At 68.7% G+C, this 15,082-nt stretch carries 17 protein-coding genes; 14 read left to right on the top strand and 3 right to left on the bottom strand.

Translation table 11 applies throughout. The features are described from left to right. Positions 1 to 55 precede the first annotated feature (55 nt). Genes ACT53O_RS10910 through ACT53O_RS10880 form a run of 7 tightly spaced genes read left to right on the top strand, consistent with a single transcriptional unit; the run spans position 56 to position 5,315 of the window. A complete protein-coding gene (locus ACT53O_RS10910) occupies positions 56 to 1,636 on the top strand; it encodes a hypothetical protein (RefSeq protein WP_476152353.1) in 1,581 nt (526 codons plus the stop codon). After that, complete coding sequence (locus ACT53O_RS10905) at positions 1,633 to 3,036, top strand: hypothetical protein (protein WP_476152351.1); 1,404 nt, start codon at positions 1,633 to 1,635, stop codon at positions 3,034 to 3,036. The genes ACT53O_RS10910 and ACT53O_RS10905 overlap by 4 nt, the downstream gene beginning before the upstream one ends. Then, positions 3,033 to 3,833, top strand: coding sequence for a hypothetical protein (locus ACT53O_RS10900; protein WP_476152349.1), 801 nt, complete (start codon positions 3,033 to 3,035; stop codon positions 3,831 to 3,833). The genes ACT53O_RS10905 and ACT53O_RS10900 overlap by 4 nt, the downstream gene beginning before the upstream one ends. A 26-nt stretch (positions 3,834 to 3,859) precedes the next feature. Continuing rightward, positions 3,860 to 4,516 (top strand): hypothetical protein, encoded by a 657-nt coding sequence (locus tag ACT53O_RS10895; protein WP_476152347.1) that lies wholly within the window; start codon positions 3,860 to 3,862, stop codon positions 4,514 to 4,516. After that, a complete protein-coding gene (locus ACT53O_RS10890) occupies positions 4,513 to 4,752 on the top strand; it encodes a hypothetical protein (RefSeq protein ID WP_476152345.1) in 240 nt (79 codons plus the stop codon). The genes ACT53O_RS10895 and ACT53O_RS10890 overlap by 4 nt, the downstream gene beginning before the upstream one ends. After that, entirely contained in the window at positions 4,749 to 5,045 is a 297-nt protein-coding gene (locus ACT53O_RS10885) for a holin (protein ID WP_476152343.1), read from the top strand. The genes ACT53O_RS10890 and ACT53O_RS10885 overlap by 4 nt, the downstream gene beginning before the upstream one ends. An 18-nt stretch (positions 5,046 to 5,063) precedes the next feature. Further along, positions 5,064 to 5,315, top strand: coding sequence for a hypothetical protein (locus ACT53O_RS10880; protein ID WP_476152341.1), 252 nt, complete (start codon positions 5,064 to 5,066; stop codon positions 5,313 to 5,315). Here the strand turns inward: ACT53O_RS10880 and ACT53O_RS10875 are convergent. Beyond that, on the bottom strand, positions 5,312 to 6,127 hold the full coding sequence (locus ACT53O_RS10875; RefSeq protein ID WP_476152339.1) for a tyrosine-type recombinase/integrase: 816 nt from the start codon (positions 6,125 to 6,127) through the stop codon (positions 5,312 to 5,314). The two genes, ACT53O_RS10880 and ACT53O_RS10875, sit on opposite strands and share 4 nt — an antisense overlap. A gap of 185 nt (positions 6,128 to 6,312) precedes the next feature. On the opposite strand from ACT53O_RS10875, the gene ACT53O_RS10870 reads away from it, so the two are divergent. The 4 genes from ACT53O_RS10870 (at position 6,313) to ACT53O_RS10855 (ending at position 10,466) form a co-directional block, all read left to right on the top strand. Beyond that, positions 6,313 to 6,708, top strand: a complete 396-nt coding sequence (locus ACT53O_RS10870) for a hypothetical protein (protein ID WP_476152337.1) — start codon at positions 6,313 to 6,315, stop codon at positions 6,706 to 6,708. A gap of 64 nt (positions 6,709 to 6,772) precedes the next feature. Further along, positions 6,773 to 9,055: an MMPL family transporter gene (locus ACT53O_RS10865; RefSeq protein WP_476152335.1), complete on the top strand. Its 2,283-nt coding sequence runs from the start codon at positions 6,773 to 6,775 to the stop codon at positions 9,053 to 9,055. A gap of 47 nt (positions 9,056 to 9,102) precedes the next feature. Next, positions 9,103 to 9,687, top strand: a complete 585-nt coding sequence (locus ACT53O_RS10860) for an isochorismatase family protein (RefSeq protein ID WP_476152333.1) — start codon at positions 9,103 to 9,105, stop codon at positions 9,685 to 9,687. Then, positions 9,684 to 10,466, top strand: a complete 783-nt coding sequence (locus tag ACT53O_RS10855) for a DUF2510 domain-containing protein (RefSeq protein ID WP_476152331.1) — start codon at positions 9,684 to 9,686, stop codon at positions 10,464 to 10,466. The genes ACT53O_RS10860 and ACT53O_RS10855 overlap by 4 nt, the downstream gene beginning before the upstream one ends. 29 nt (positions 10,467 to 10,495) lie before the next feature. On the opposite strand, the gene ACT53O_RS10850 is transcribed toward ACT53O_RS10855, so the two are convergent. Further along, positions 10,496 to 11,731, bottom strand: a complete 1,236-nt coding sequence (locus ACT53O_RS10850) for a serine/threonine-protein kinase (RefSeq protein WP_476152329.1) — start codon at positions 11,729 to 11,731, stop codon at positions 10,496 to 10,498. A 433-nt stretch (positions 11,732 to 12,164) separates the two neighbouring features. Between ACT53O_RS10850 and ACT53O_RS10845 the strand changes: the two genes are divergently transcribed. Further along, on the top strand, positions 12,165 to 12,701 hold the full coding sequence (locus ACT53O_RS10845; RefSeq protein ID WP_476152327.1) for a hypothetical protein: 537 nt from the start codon (positions 12,165 to 12,167) through the stop codon (positions 12,699 to 12,701). 9 nt (positions 12,702 to 12,710) lie between these two features. Here the strand turns inward: ACT53O_RS10845 and ACT53O_RS10840 are convergent, their stop codons facing one another. Continuing rightward, positions 12,711 to 13,373, bottom strand: coding sequence for a fasciclin domain-containing protein (locus ACT53O_RS10840; RefSeq protein ID WP_039412417.1), 663 nt, complete (start codon positions 13,371 to 13,373; stop codon positions 12,711 to 12,713). A 278-nt stretch (positions 13,374 to 13,651) separates the two neighbouring features. On the opposite strand from ACT53O_RS10840, the gene sigK reads away from it, so the two are divergent. After that, complete coding sequence (gene sigK / locus ACT53O_RS10835; protein WP_039411773.1) at positions 13,652 to 14,251, top strand: ECF RNA polymerase sigma factor SigK; 600 nt, start codon at positions 13,652 to 13,654, stop codon at positions 14,249 to 14,251. After that, positions 14,248 to 15,060 (top strand): anti-sigma factor, encoded by an 813-nt coding sequence (locus ACT53O_RS10830; RefSeq protein WP_051039437.1) that lies wholly within the window; start codon positions 14,248 to 14,250, stop codon positions 15,058 to 15,060. Before sigK ends, ACT53O_RS10830 begins: the two co-directional genes overlap by 4 nt. Positions 15,061 to 15,082 lie beyond the last annotated feature (22 nt).

Here is a 15,082-nt window from a genome sequence, read left to right as displayed (position 1 = left end):
GGCGACTACGCCACCGCCGCCCATCTGATCGAACAGATCGCTGAGGAGTCCCGCAATGGGTAAGACCGCCATTCTGGCCATTCGCATCATCGGCGACGCGACCGAGGCCGTCACGTCCCTCGAACGTGTCGACGGCTCGGCGGCGTCGATGGAAAAGACGATGAACAAGGCTTCGGCCGCGTCCGCCGTCGCGATCGGCGGCCTGACGGCGGTGGCGGCCGTCGCCGGTAATGCGGCGTCCGAAGCTCAACAGGCGGCCGGGGCCGTCGAATCCGTGTTCGGTGACCTCGCGGGCCGGATCTCGGAATCGGCGGCCGCGGCTGAGGATGCCGTGGGCCTGTCGACGTCGGCCTACTCCAACATGGCCGCCGTCATCGGTTCGCAGCTGAAGAACATGGGCCTGAGCCTCGATGAGACGTCCGAAAAGACCGAGTGGATGATCGGCCTCGGCGCCGACCTGTCGGCGATGTTCGGCGGGACGACGGCGGATGCCGTGGGCGCCCTGTCGTCGCTCCTGCGCGGTGAGCGCGACCCGATCGAGCGTTACGGCGTGTCGATCAAGGAAGCCGATATCGCCGCCCGCGCCTCCGCGCTGGGCCTGGAGGATCTTTACAAGGCGGGCGACCGGAATGCGTCCCTTCAGGCGACGCTCTCGCTGCTGACCGAGCAGACCGCGGCCGCGCAGGGGCAGTTCGCCCGCGAGGCCGACACCGCCGCGGGCCAGCAGCAGCGTGCCAACGCCATGTGGGAGAACGCGGCCGCCGCGCTCGGCGAACAGCTGCTGCCGATCATGACCGAGGGCGCGAAGATCCTCGGCGACCTCGCCCGGTGGACCGGCGAGAACACCGGCCTGGTCACGGGCCTCGCGATCGGTATCGGGACGCTCGCCGCGGGCATCCTCGTGATCAACGGGGCGATGAAGGTCTACGCCGCGATTCAGGCCGTCCAGACCGCCGCCCAGTGGGCCAACAACGCCGCATGGCTCGCCTCGCCGATCACGTGGATCGTTCTCGCCGTCGTCCTCGCGATCGCCGCCGTGATCGCGATCATCGTGCTTCTCGTGCAGCACTGGGACGAGGTGTCCAAGACCGCCGAGGACGTGTGGTCCGGCGTGATCGATTGGATCGGCCAGGTCGGTGACTGGTTCGGCTCCGTGTTCTCGGCGATCGCCAAGTGGTGGAACGACCTGGTGGCCGATTGGCAGCGCGGCATCGACGGGTTCATTGGCATGATCCGCGACGCGCTGAACTGGCTCGGGAAGCTGGTCGACGGCGCCGTGCCGGGCTGGCTGAAGGACATGCTGGGCATGACCTCGGGTCGGTCCATGTCGATCGCTCTCGACACGCCAGAGGCCACACCGGTCGCGGCCCGGATGCTGTTCAGCGCGGAAGAGACCGCGGCTGGGTTCGCGCAGCCCATGGCGTTCCGCAGCGGCAGCGGGTTCGACCCCTCCGACCCCGGCACGTTTGGCGGCGACGACCGCCCGCGCGGCGGAGACACCTACAACGTCGATGTGCAGTTCAACGGCCTGGTCACCGACCCCGAGGGCGTCGCGCGCGAGATCCGCAAGGTGCTGAAGGACAGCGACAAGACCAACGGGCGCACGCCCGCCGCGACGCTGGGGGGCACCCCGTGACCACCGGCGCCCGCGTGACGATCGCTGGCCGCCCGATCGCTGACGCGTGGGACGGCACCGACCTCGTGGCCGTGAGCGGGCTCACGATCCGGTGGGGGAGGACTGACCCCTACGCCGACCCCGACCCGTCCGTTCTGACCCTCCAGCTGATCGATCGCCGCGGCTCGTTCGTCGCCGACCCCGAACGAATCGGCCAGACGGTCACCGTCGAGATGATCGACCCCGCCCGCGTCATGTTCCGCGGTGCGATCTCGAACCCCCGCGCCGAGCGTCGCCGCATCCACAACCCGCTGTTGAACGCCGACGAGACGGTGTGGCTTGTAACCCTCACCGCCTCCGACCGTATGGCGAATCTCGGAATGGCCACCTTCCCCGGTCCCGCTCAGAACGGCACGGTGGAGGGGGCGGGCGGCTGGCTCGAAACCAGCCCGAATCAACGCCTGGCGGCCCTGTGGGACGCGGGCGCGAGCGGCATCGTCGGCGGGTTCGATCAGATGCCCGATATCGTGGCGTCCCCCGCGGTTGCACGGCGGATGCACGGCCAGTTGGCCGAGGACGCGCGCACGGCGCTGGAGCTTGTCCAGCAGGTCTATCGAGGCGTTCCCCTCGGCGTGGCCAACTACGACCCCGCCACCGACCAGGTGACGTTGGGACAGTTCGCCACGACGTCGCCTGTCGCGCTCACCCTCACGGCGGGCAGGATCACCCTTGCCCTGTCCTCGGGTTACGCCGTCCCCGCGTCCAAGGTCGGCGTGGCCAACTACGAACTCGAGTCGCGAGTTGACGCGGCGATCGACGCCGTGCAGGTGTCGTACTACTGGTACGGGAAAGATCCGACCGTGCAGGCGGGATCCACCGGCGTCAAGCGCGTGATCTACACCGAAGGGTTCATTGAGGGCCGAGCGACGCGCTACAACCCGCTGACCCGCCGCGTGCTGAAGATCGCGACCGAGTTCATCACCTTCGACCCCACCGAGTTCAGCGGCAGCGTGGAGCACTACAACCGCTTTCCCGCGTGGCTGCTGTCCGGCGTCCTCGCGATCGTCAACAAGCTCAACGGACAGCTACGGATGCCCTCGCTCATCTTCGACGCCAAGCGCGCCCCGTTGCCCGCCGCCGTCGAAGCGGTGATCTACCGGCCCACGCTGCAAGCGGCGCCCCTGTACTTCACCGGCTCCGTGTTCAACGGCATGAGCGTCGGCCCCCAGTTCCAGATCATCGGCGGCACCCTCACCTACGACAACGGCTGGCAGCACGAGGTCACCGTGTGCGCGACCGGCCCCGGCGCCGAAAGCCTCACGCTCGCGCAGCTGGTGACCAACAGCAACCCGACCATGGACGACTTCGACCCCGACATTTCCCTGGCCGATCTCGGCCTCATCACGAACGGACTCGCATGACTGGCACGACACCCGTCTACGGCATCCCCTACCCCGACGGCACCACCAAAGCGAAGAACCTGGGCGCCGAGCTCGGCGCGATGGCAGCGGGCATCGAAGCGACGCTACTTGCCGCGAGCATTCCGCCCGTTACCCCCGCGGCTGTCATGGTTGCAGCCAACGCCGCCGCGCGCGACGCCTACTGGAGTGTTCCGAGTACCGAGGCCGAGCGCATCGCTCTGCAGAACCGCGGGGCAACCACGCTCCGAACCGACAAGGGGTGGCAGGAGCGGTACTACGCGACCTACAACGTCGCGACCAACCCTGGCGGCGCTTCGGCCCCCGGGTGGTACCCAGTCGGAGGCGGAGCGCCTGAGATCAATCTTGTCGCGTCGGGTACTCAGGGAGTCAATGCGAACAACACGGTGACTCTGTGGGCGAGCCCGGGCAGCGGCGGATCAATCGTGCGCAGCGGCAACGACTTCTTTACCTACGCGGGCGGCGCGATCACCTGCGTGCGCGCCGGCCGCTACGACATCTCGATACGACTCTCGATCCAAAACGCATCCGGCCAAGCAATGGCCTTCTACCTCGTCAAGAACAACACCCCATCAGGCGACGGCATCCTCGCGCAGGACACCGTAATGACGCACGGAAGCTACGGCACCGTGGCGAAGCTGAGCGCCGCGGTCGATCTGGCAGCCGGGGACAACGTGAGGCTGATCGTCCCGGCCGTTAGCACTGGGCTCGTCGTCGGCGGCTCAGGCCGCGCCGCCGGGGAGTTCGTCGTGCGGTCCCTCGGTCCCACACTCCGCTAAGTCCACCCCCTCGAAAGGAAACCCCCATGCGATTCTTCGAATACTCGATCAGCGGCGACACCGCCGAGCACAAGGCCTACGGTGTCGGCCCCGCGACCGACTACGAGACCCCGATGCGGACCGTCATTGACGCGCCCTTCGCTGGCACGCTCACGCCGTTCTGGACCGACAGCGGCGGCTACGGCCTGCGCCTCGAAGGCCGCGACGAGATCTTCGTCGCCCAGCACCTGGCCGAGCAGCCCACCCGCGGCGACTACGCCTGGAAGGCTCCGATCGCGCTCTCGGGCAACTCGGGTGAGAACATCCTGAGCCCGGGGGACCCCTACGGTCCGCACGTGCACTGTTACATCATCCTGAAGGCGACCGGTCAGCGGATCAGCTTCAGCGAGTGGCTCCGCGACTACGTGCACAGCGACACCCCGGCGCCGGTGCCCGCGCCCGCCCCGGCTGTGGACGCGAGCCTGATCGGCCGCGAACTCGACCTGGACGGCTGGTGCTGGTACGAGACCGCCTGGGAGGCCCAGCATGGCGTGAATGCCAAGGGCGGCGAGCGTGGCGGCGGCACGCTTCTGGAGGGCCGCTACTGGATCAACGACGTGAACGGCGGCGCCTTCTACGTCACGAGCCAGGCCAACGGCCGCGTGTGGGTGCACCCGCTCGCGATCTCCCGCCTGGTCTCGTGATCGACGTCCCCGACGGCCTGGCCGTCGTCCTCGCCGCCCTGCTGCCCATCGTGGGCGGCGGGGTCGGCGGGTGGATCGTCATCCGCCGCGGCCGCGTCGCCGCCCTGGAGCGCGAGAACCGCACCCTGTGGTTCGCGATCCGTGAAGTGGTTGACGTGCTTTACAAGAACGGCATACCGATCCCCGAGACCCTGCAAGAGATCATCGCCCCGCCCCTGAAAGGTGACACCGGATGACCACAACCCCGCCCCTCACGCGCGCTGAGCGCCGCGCACAGGCCCGCGCCGCGCGCGAGCTTGCCCCGATCTACACCGGCACGTTCTGGCTCGACCTGACAGAGCGTGTGGCGACGTCGGCCGCGGGCGGCGCCCTCGCCGTCGCGTCGGCCACCACGTTCGTTCTTCACGATCCGGCATCGTGGCAGGCGATGGGCACCGGCGCGGGCGTCGCCGCGCTGATCTCGTTCCTGAAGGGCGTCGTGGCCGCACGCAGCGGCACCGGCTCGGCGTCGATCGTCCCGAAGGTATAGGCCGCTATGGTGGCGGCTATGGGGTTCATTCAAGACACCAAAGCCGCCACCATGGGCCAGGACGCCGCGAAAGCGTACGCATCCGGCCTGCGCTACTTCACGCCGATGCTCAACCTCCCGGCGACGCGACCGGGCCTGTCAGGTGCGATCACCGACTGGCCGCCCATGATCGAGGCGATCGAGGCCCAGGGCTGGCGCATGCACACGTGGGCAGTCGCCCCGGACGCCAAGGGGCGCCCCCAGGCCATGCCGCTGTTCGTTCGCGCCTAGGCCGCGATCCGCAGCTGGTCGATCCCGTCGCGTAGCTGGCTGAAGTCGACGTCGGTATAGATCGCGGTCGTGGCTGCCGACTCGTGGCGCATCAGCTTCTGCACCACGCGCATGTGCACTCCAGCGCGGACAAGCTCCGTGCCGTAGAAGTGGCGCAGCTGGTGGGGAGTTGCGACGACGCCCGCGCGTACGATCGCGCTTCGGATAGCTCCGCTAACCGCGTGCGCCGACACGTGCCCCTCGGTGCGGTTCGCGTCGTAGGTGGGAAACCAGTAGCCGTCGACGGGCATCCGTCGCACGAGCGGCGCCAGATCGTCGTGGAGCGGGACCTGTGCGACCTTTCCGCCCTTGCCTACGACCGTGAGCACGTGCGTGTAGGGGTCGACGTCGCGGCCGTGAATCTTCGCGATCTCGTGCACGCGCAGGCCCGCGAGTGCTGCCAGCATCACGTAGTCATGCGTGCGGCGGCGATTCGCCTTCTCCAGGATTGCCCTCAGCTGTTCGGCGCTGATCGGCCGCGGCGTCGACTTCGGTCGGCGCGGCCGCGGCGTCTGGTCGGCAGGGTTGTCGGGCCGCTCGCCGGTGCGCTGCATCCACGCGCACAATGCGCGGATAGAGGCGTGATAGGTCGCGCGCGTTGCGGGCTTCATGCGCCGGGAGAGGAACGTCTGAATGTGCGTGGGCGTGAGCCCGGCCCCATCCTCGACGCCCGCGGCCGCGAAGAGCGATCGGGCGGTGCTCAGCCGTTCCCCGATCGTGCGGGCCGACAGGCCCTGCGATTCCATCCACAACAACCAGCGATCAAGCATCATCTATGAACCTCCCGAGAACATGCGCGAACATAGACAGAAACGCCGGAAATCGCACCGACGTAGGGTGGCGACGAGCTACGCCGATTTGGCCATAGGCTGGGTGAAAGCCTGCCGCATGTAATGAATAGGTCAAGGGTTCGATTCCCTTAGGCGGCTCCACTTCTTCACCGACATCGGGGAGACCCATGGATCACGCGATCGACGCGATGATCGAGATCTTCACCTGGGTGGGCTTCGGTGCCTTCCTCGTCCTCGCGACCGCCGTCGTGATCGCGTGGGCGGCGGACGGCACGTGGCTGCCGGCCGACGCGATCATCGACCGTGACGGTGAGCAGCCGGTCGCGCGGTGGTTCGACGCCGACGGGGACGCCAACAGTGCACCGCTGTCGGCGGCGGATGCCGCGGTCATCGGCGACGCGGACGCGGCATCCATCTGGTACCGCCATGGCTGGCAGGGGCGGATGCGGCTGCAGCGGCGAGCGGCGGGGCTGCGTGCGCTGACCTGGTCGGCGGCGGGCATGCTCGCGCTCGGCGAGGTCAGTCTCGTCGCGGGATGGGTGCTCTACTTCGTCCGCGGATGAGCGGGCGCCCGCGCGCGCAACACAGAGCTGGCATGCGGGACTTATTACTAGATAAGCTAGCGACATGACTCGTCGCACCGACACACCCACCCGCTGGCTGCGTATCGGCATTCCCGTTCTGCTCGTCCTCATCTGGCTGGTGGGCGGCTCGATCGGTGGCCCGTACTTCGGCAAGATCGACGAAGTCGCCACCAACGATCAGTCCTCGTTCCTGCCGTCGTCGGCGGAGTCGACGCAGGTGCAGGAGCGGCTCTCGCAGTTCACCGGAGGCGACAGCATCCCGGCCGTGGTGGTCGTCACCGGTGAGGGAGCGCTGAGCGCCGCCCAGCTCACCCAGATCACCGAACTCGCCGCCACGATCTCCGACGTCGAGGGCGTCGAGCAGGTCTCGCCGGCGATCCCGTCCGACGACGGCGAGGCGGTGCAGTTCTTCGTGCCGATCTCGACGTCGGGCGACGTCGGTGAGACGGTCACGGCCGTCCGCGAGAGCATCGAGAAGAACCTCCCGACGGGCCTGGAGGCGTGGGTGACCGGGCCCGCCGGCTTCACCGCCGATCTGGTGGCTGGCTTCCTGGGCATCGACGGGATCCTGCTCGCCGTCGCACTCGGCGCCGTGTTCATCATCCTCGTCATCGTCTACCGATCGCCGCTGCTGCCGATCCTCGTGCTGCTGACCTCGACGTTCGCGCTGTGCGTCGCGCTGCTCACGGTGTGGTGGCTGGCCAAGGCCGGCATCTTCGTGCTCAACGGTCAGGTCCAAGGCATCCTCTTCATCCTCGTGATCGGCGCCGCCACGGACTACGCCCTGCTCTACACCGCACGTTTCCGCGAAGCGATCGGCACGGGTGCGCGACGGTGGGATGCCGCGGTCATGGCCTGGCGCGGCGCCTTCGAGCCGATCATCGCGTCCGGCGGTACCGTCATCGCCGGCCTGCTGTGCCTGCTGCTGAGCGACCTCGCCAGCAACCGGGCGCTCGGACCGATCGCCTCGATCGGCATCGCCTTCGCGGTGCTGTCCGCTCTCACCTTCCTGCCCGCGCTTCTCGCGATCTTCGGGCGCGCGGCGTTCTGGCCCTTCATCCCGAAGGGCGCCGACGGCGACCCGGGCGACAACGCCGAGCGTCTCGTCACCGACCCGAGCGCTCCCGTTCGCGGGTTCTGGGGTCGCCAGGCCCGTCTGGTCGCGCGCCATGCGCGGCCGGTATGGATCGTCTCGACGGTCGTGCTGCTCGCGGCATCCGTCGGCGTGCTGCAGCTGAAGGCCGATGGCGTGCCGCAGAGCGACCTGGTGCTGGGAGCCTCGCAGGCCCGCGACGGGCAGGACGTGCTCGCGCAGCACTTCGCCGCGGGATCGGGGAGCCCCGCGTACATCGTCGTGCCCCAGGACCGGGTCGCGGATGCCGTCACCGTGCTCGAGAAGGCGCCCGGCATCGAGTCCGTCGCAGCGACCGCCAAAGACACCGTCTCGGGTCAGATCGGCGTCTCGGTGCAGGACGGTACGGCGGTGTACACGCTGGCCGGTCCGCCGAGCGCGGCGCCGCCGCAGCCGACGGTGGTCGACGGCGACGTGCTATTGGTCGCGACGCTGTCGGACGAGGCCGACTCGCTGGCCGCGGAGCAGACCGTACGCGACCTGCGGACGACCTTCACGAGCGAGCTCGGTGCCGATATCGCACGCGTCGGCGGACCGACCGCGATCGATCTCGACACGAACGACACGTCGATCCGCGACCGCACTCTCATCATCCCGGTGATCCTGGCTGTCATCCTCGTCATCCTCATGCTGCTGCTGCGAGCGATCGTCGCCCCGGTCATCCTGATCCTGAGCGTGATCCTGTCGTTCGGTGCCGCGCTCGGAGTCAGCGCGCTGGTCTTCGACAACCTGTTCCACTTCCCGGGAGCCGATCCGGCGGTGCCGTTGTACGGCTTCGTCTTCCTCGTGGCCCTGGGCGTCGACTACAACATCTTCCTGATGTCGCGCGTGCGGGAGGAGTCGAAACGGCACGGCACACGCCCCGGCATCCTGCGCGGACTCGTCGCGACCGGCGGCGTCATCACCTCTGCCGGGCTCGTGCTGGCCGCGACGTTCGCCGCACTCGGTGTGATCCCGATCCTCTTCCTCGCCCAGCTGGCGTTCATCGTCGCCTTCGGCGTGCTGCTCGACACCTTCGTGGTGCGCTCGCTGCTCGTGCCGGCGGCGACCTACGACCTCGGGCGGCGCATCTGGTGGCCCTCGCGCCTCGCGCGGGCCGACGTCGACGCGGTTCCGAACTCCTCCATTCCGTCGGAGGGGGCCGCGACACACCGCTCGCGGCGGTCGAACCGGAACGACGCGCGGGAGTTGTGAACGGGCCGCGCTGACCGCAGCGGCGTCGAAGGGTTAGCCTCGGTGGTATGACCAGAGCACTGTTCATCGTCGACGTCCAGAACGACTTCACGGAGGGCGGGGCGCTCGCCGTCTCCGGTGGCGACGCGGTCGCGCGCGGGCTGACGGCATACCTGTCCGCCCACGGGAGCGAGTACGACGTCGTCATCGCCTCGCGGGACTGGCACGAGGGCAACACCGACAACGGCGGTCACTTCGCAACCGATGCGGAGCCCGACTTCGTCGACACGTGGCCGGTGCACTGCGTGGCAGACACACCGGGCGCCGACTACGACGCCGAACTGGTCACGGATGCCGTGACCCACCACGTGAAGAAAGGACAGGGCATGCCCGCCTACTCGCTGTTCGAAGGAACCACGGATGCCGGTGAGAGGGTGTCGGCGCTGCTGAGCGCCCACGGCGTGACGGAGGTTGATATCGCGGGGCTCGCCACCGACTACTGCGTGCGCGCCTCGGCGCTCGACGCGATCGAACACGGACTTCACGTGCGCGTGCTCACCGACCTGGTCGCGGGGGTCGCGCCGGAGACCTCCGACGCCGCGCTCGCCGAGCTCGCCCACGCGGGCGCCGAGCTGGTCGGAGCGGCAGCGTGAGCGCCCCCGCCGGTTGGTACCCGGACCCCGCAGACCCCACGGCGCGCCGTTGGTGGGACGGGACGCAGTGGACCGCCCAGACCGCGCCGGCGCCGCGGTTCGGCGAGTACGCGCCGACGCCCGGCGCGCCGACCACCCCTGTCGCACCCGTCACCCCTGCTGCGCCCGTCGGGCCGCCGACTTCCTCCCCGCAGGCCGCGCCGGCGATGGGCGGCTCGGCGGCCTATCCTGCCGCACCCGCCTACGCCGGCCCGGGGGCCACCCCGCCCGTCGTCGACGTTCCGACCAGTACGGTCTGGGTGTGGTTGGCCGTCGCGGCATCCGTCCTGCCGATCCTGTCGGTCTTCCTCATCGACTGGAACGGCTACATCGCAGCCGTCGTGGCGATGTCGCGCGAAGCCTCGTCGGGAATGTCCGGCGTGCCGGCGGAGCTGATGTCGTGGGAGGCGCGCACGTTGGGCATCTCCCTGATCGGGTGGGTGTTCTACGCCGCGTTCGTCGTGTTCAGCTGGCTCGACTGGCGCGAGCTGAAACGCCGCGGCGTCGTCGCCCCCTTCGGCTGGGCGTGGTCGTTCTTCGTGCTGCTCGGCCTCGGATCCGCGGTCTACATGATCGGCCGCGCCGTGGTGCTGCGCCGTCGCACCGTCGCCGGCGGCTGGGCGCCGCTGTGGACCTGGATCGCGGCGACGGTCGTCGGCTTCATCGCCTCGATCTCGCTCATCGTGTGGGTCATCGGAGAGATCGTGCAGGCGGTGTCCTTCACCGTCCAGGGCAGCTGATCACGGCATCGGACCGGGGCAGGCGGCGCTCAGCCGCCGCCCTTGCCCGGCCCGCCGCCCTTGCCACCCCCGTTGTTGCCGCCGGGGCCCCCTTTGCCGTTTCCGTTGTCTTTCGGGGCCCCGGGGGTCGCGGGCGCCTTCTCAGGGTTCGAGACGGTGTTCGCATCGGTCGCGGCGGGCGTCGGGGTCGTGTCCACGACTCCCGTCGGTGAGGGATCGACGGTCGGTGCACCGGACAGTCCCGACCACGCCGCCAACGCGACGACGATCGCAATCACCGCCGCGCCCCCGCCGACGAGGACACCCGTCCGTCGCCACCACGGTCGCTCGGTCGCTCCCGCGCGATCGAACCGTGCCGCCGCGACGGCTGCCGGCTCGGTGGGCGACTCTGGCGCGGCGAGAACACGGGTCTCGTCGTTGCTGGTCTCGCGTGGGGGAGCGGCGAGCGTGTCGGAGATGGCCGCGGCGCTCGGGCGTGCAGCCGGGTCGCGGCTGAGCATGGCCCGCAGAAGCTCCGCCCAGAGCGGAGACAGATGATCGGGAATCGCGGGATCCTGCGCAAGTCGGGCGAGCAGCTGCGCGGCGCCCTGAGCGGAGGGGAAGGCACGCGTCCCGGTCAGCGCCTCGAGGAGGACGAGTCCGAGCGCGTAGACGTCGGATGCCGGGGCGGGCGCGTTCCCGAGCGCGACCTCGGGAGCCAGGTAGGCCGCTGTGCCGATGAGGGAGCCGGGCTGGGTGATGCGATCGGAGCCGAGCAGGTGTGCGATGCCGAAGTCGGCGAGCTTCGCCCGCGGCGGCCGTGTCGGCGCCGTGCTCGGAGCGAGCAGGATGTTCGACGGTTTGACGTCGCGGTGGACGATGCCGGCGGCGTGCACCGCGCTCAGCGCGTCGGCGAGTTCGCCGGCGATGCGGGTGACCTCGGCATCCGTCATCGGACCTTCCGCCAGCCGCGCCGACAGCGACGGGCCGTCGATGCGTTCCATCACGAGATAGCGCGGGCCGGGGCCGGTCAGGCGCGCATCGTGCAGAACGACCAGGTGGGGGTGGGTGAGCGCGGCTAGCGCGGCGGTCTCTGCGCGCACCCGCTGCCCGGCATCGAGGTCGTCGTCCGTCGCCGTGATGATCTTGATCGCCACGGTGCGGCCGAGCAGGAGGTCGCGGGCCGCGTAGACGCGGGACATACCGCCGGTGCCGATGAGCGCGTCGACGCGGTAACGGTCGTCGAGCACCGTCCCGGCATCGATGCCCCCTGTCTGATCGTCCACGCTTCGAGGGTAGTCGGGCGATGGATGCCGTGGTGCTGCGCGCTTGCTAGGCTGATCCCGCCCCTATAGCTCAGTTGGTTAGAGCAACGGACTTCAAACAGAACACAATGGAGCGCCAGCGTAGAAATGCGCTGGATGACCGCCGCTATATGCTGGGACGCCCTGAGAGCCCGAGGTACTCGTCGGATGTGTGTCATCCGACAGTGACAATCTGAGGGATTGGGTAATCAGCAGGTAACCGCAAGGGAACCTCAGAGACTACACGCGGCGCACCTGACCGGTCAGGCCGAAGGTGAAGATATAGTCCAGACTGCAAGCCGGCCGCCCGGTGGCGGGGGAAACCTCGTGCAGCAGGTTAATCCGTGGGTCCAGGGTTCGAGTCCCTGTGGGGGCACCACGACTCGATGTCCGACGGTGGTTGTAAACCATCGTCATGACGTCGCGAGAAGTCCTCAGTTCAGGTACTGCCAAAGAGTGCGGCACGTGTCACGAGACGAAGTCGCTCACGGAGTTCAATCGCAAGCGGCGGCGTCCGGATGGCCTTCAGGAGACGTGCCGCGAATGCAACCGCGCGTCTTCGCGGCGTTACTACGCGGCGAATCGTGAACGACATGTGCGCGTTGTCGTCGCTCGCACGGCGAGGCGTCGGATCGAGGCGAAAGAGCATCTGCTCGCCTACCTGCGTTCTCATCCGTGCGTGGACTGCGGGATCGGCGACATTCGGGTTCTCGATTTCGACCACAGGCCCCAGAGCTCCAAGCGCAAGGACGTCATGCAGCTGGTCAAAGAGGGATTCAGTATCCGGATCATTCAGGACGAAGTCGACAAGTGCGATGTGAGGTGCCGTAACTGCCACGCGATCGCCACCCTCGAAAGGGCACCGCAGAACTGGCGTTCGCGTGCGGAACGACACGGACGACGCGACGAGGCCGACGGCGCGCAGTGCGCCGGCGGCCTCGACCGGGGGTGATCGAAACGATCAGTTGGTGGGCATGAGCACCGAGTCGATCAGGTACACCGTGGCGTTGGCGGTCTGAACGCCACCGCAGATGACGTTGGCGCCGTTGACCATCAGCTTGTCGCCCGAGCCGGTGACGGTGACGTCGCCGCCCTCAACGGTCTTGTGGGTGCCGACGATCTCCGACGGCGAGAGCTGGCCGGGGACCACGTGGTAGGTGAGGATCTTGGTCAGCGCGGCGCTGTCGGTCTTCAGCGAGTCGATCGTGGCGGCGTCGATCTTCGCGAACGCGTCATCGACCGGCGCGAAGACGGTGAACTGGCTGCCGTTGAGCGTGTCGACGAGGTTGACGTCGGGGTTCAGCTGGCCGCTCACCGCGGCGACGAGCGTCTTCAGCAGCGGGTTGTTCGAGGCGGCCGTGGCGACCGGCGCCTGCGACATGCCCTCGACCGAGCCGGCGCCGGACGGAACGGCCTCGGCGTAGGCGGCGCAACCCGGGCCGACGAGGTTGGCGGCGGGGTCCATGGTGGTCGGGGACGGCGTCATCGCCTGCGTCTCTTCGCTCATCGCGGGGGGCGTAGTCGCCGAGGTCGACGACGAACCCATCGAACATGCCGACAGGGCGAAAGCGCCGGCGAGGGTGAGCGTCAGAGCGGCAGTGATCTTCTTCGTCTTGCTGAGCATGATGTCCTCCATGTGAGCGGAATGGTTAGTCCTGCCGAGCCGCGTGGTGCGGTCTCGACAGGTCCTTCGGAGCCCGAGAGATATCGGATGGGAGAAAGTTTGGATCCGTCCTATCTGCTCCGAGATCAATCCGATCCTTCGCCGTCCCCGAACCACGTTCAGAGGCCGGCGAGGGGCTCGCGGGTCCGCACCCGCTGAGGGGACCAGCGCGCTTAGCAGACGACGGGTTTCCGCGCCACCCGCGCGCGGGCTGCACGACATAAGGACGGTGATACGGCATGCTGAGAGAGATGGTCATCGACGGTGTGGACGTACCCGAGGATTCGCCGGCACGCGATCACGCCGGGGAGCTTCTGGTGCGCATCGCCGCTGGCGACCGTGCCGCGTTCGGACAGCTCTACGACATGCTCGCGCCGCGCGCGTTCGGACTCATCCTGAGGGTGCTGGTCAACCGGGCGCTCAGCGAAGAAGTGCTTCAGGACGTGTTTCTCGAGGTCTGGCAATCCGCTTCGGGCTTCGCTCCGAACAAAGGTCAGGGACGGTCCTGGGTCCTCACCATCGCCCACCGTCGCGCCGTCGATCGGGTGCGTTCCACCCGCGCCAGCACGGAGCGCGACGAGAAGGCGGGTCTGCGCGAACTGAACAGCGGCCAGGACAGCGTCGACGACCAGGTCGCCCTGCGTATTGAAAGCAGGCGCGTCGCCCGGGCGATGGACGCGCTCCCGGATGCACAGCGCGAAGCACTGCTGCTGTCATACGTCGGGGGATATTCTCAGAGCGAGATCGCCGCACTGGTGGGATCGCCCCTGGGGACGATCAAAACAAGGATGCGCGACGGCTTGTCGCGCCTGAGGCAGGAGATGGGGGTGACGTCATGAACGACCGCGAGAGCCGAGACATCGGAGCCGACGAGTTCGCCGAACTCTCGGCAGGACACGCGCTGAACGCGTTGTCGATCGACGACGAGCGCGCCTATCGGGCTGCCCTGGCCGCACACGCCGAGTGGGATGGGATTGCCCGCCTCGACGCCGCCACCGTCGACGCGTTGGCCGACGGCATTCCGCCCGTCGCTCCGCCGCTCGACCTCCGCTCACGGCTGATGCGCGCGATCGACGCCGAGGCGCCGTCGCCGGAGGCGGATGCCGCGGCATCCGCCGATACAGACGAGAACCACGCCGAGGCCGATGCGGTTGCTCCGCCGACAGAGGTCGTGCAGGCCGTGCAGCGTCGGAACTGGACCCGAGGCCTCTTTGCCCTCGTCGCCTCGGTCGCGCTGCTCGTCGCGATTGGATGGGGCACGGGAGCGGTGACGAACCTGTGGCGCACCCCGGCCGCCGTGACCGCACTGGAGCAGATCCAGTCGGCGCCCGACGCCTCGTCGGCTCAGGTGAGCTTCCAGGGTGGCGAAGCCACGGCCCACTGGTCGTCCAGCGTCGGCAAAGTGGTGCTTGTCGCCGACGGCTTGCCCGAGCTTCCGAGCGATCGCACTTTCGAGCTATGGTTCGTGCGCGGCAGCCAGCCGATCGCGGCAGGAACCTTCGACGCCTCCGGCTCGGCGGCGACGGCCGAGCTCAGCGGAAAGATGGAGCCCGGCGACACGATCGCCGTGACGATCGAGCAGGCCGGCGGCTCTCCCGACGGCAACCCGACGACGAAGCCCATCATCGCCATCCCGACCAACGCCTGAGCCCGCCGCGTCGGCCGCCGGT

The sequence above is a fragment of the Microbacterium sp. DMC48 genome, from assembly GCF_056313825.1.
Note: the sequence above shows the minus strand (reverse complement) of the source record. Positions and strands in the feature narration are given on the sequence as shown.

Bases quoted from the DNA above. Each gene is read 5' to 3' on its own strand.
- ACT53O_RS10910 (WP_476152353.1), top strand. From the start codon at position 56: ATGGGTAAGACCGCCATTCTGGCCATTCGCATCATCGGCGACGCGACC.
- ACT53O_RS10900 (WP_476152349.1), top strand. From the start codon at position 3,033: ATGACTGGCACGACACCCGTCTACGGCATCCCCTACCCCGACGGCACC.
- ACT53O_RS10895 (WP_476152347.1), top strand. From the start codon at position 3,860: ATGCGATTCTTCGAATACTCGATCAGCGGCGACACCGCCGAGCACAAG.
- ACT53O_RS10885 (WP_476152343.1), top strand. From the start codon at position 4,749: ATGACCACAACCCCGCCCCTCACGCGCGCTGAGCGCCGCGCACAGGCC.
- ACT53O_RS10880 (WP_476152341.1), top strand. From the start codon at position 5,064: ATGGGGTTCATTCAAGACACCAAAGCCGCCACCATGGGCCAGGACGCC.
- ACT53O_RS10875 (WP_476152339.1), bottom strand. From the start codon at position 6,127: ATGATGCTTGATCGCTGGTTGTTGTGGATGGAATCGCAGGGCCTGTCG.
- ACT53O_RS10870 (WP_476152337.1), top strand. From the start codon at position 6,313: ATGGATCACGCGATCGACGCGATGATCGAGATCTTCACCTGGGTGGGC.
- ACT53O_RS10865 (WP_476152335.1), top strand. From the start codon at position 6,773: ATGACTCGTCGCACCGACACACCCACCCGCTGGCTGCGTATCGGCATT.
- ACT53O_RS10860 (WP_476152333.1), top strand. From the start codon at position 9,103: ATGACCAGAGCACTGTTCATCGTCGACGTCCAGAACGACTTCACGGAG.
- ACT53O_RS10845 (WP_476152327.1), top strand. From the start codon at position 12,165: ATGACGTCGCGAGAAGTCCTCAGTTCAGGTACTGCCAAAGAGTGCGGC.
- ACT53O_RS10840 (WP_039412417.1), bottom strand. From the start codon at position 13,373: ATGCTCAGCAAGACGAAGAAGATCACTGCCGCTCTGACGCTCACCCTC.
- sigK (WP_039411773.1), top strand. From the start codon at position 13,652: ATGCTGAGAGAGATGGTCATCGACGGTGTGGACGTACCCGAGGATTCG.
- ACT53O_RS10830 (WP_051039437.1), top strand. From the start codon at position 14,248: ATGAACGACCGCGAGAGCCGAGACATCGGAGCCGACGAGTTCGCCGAA.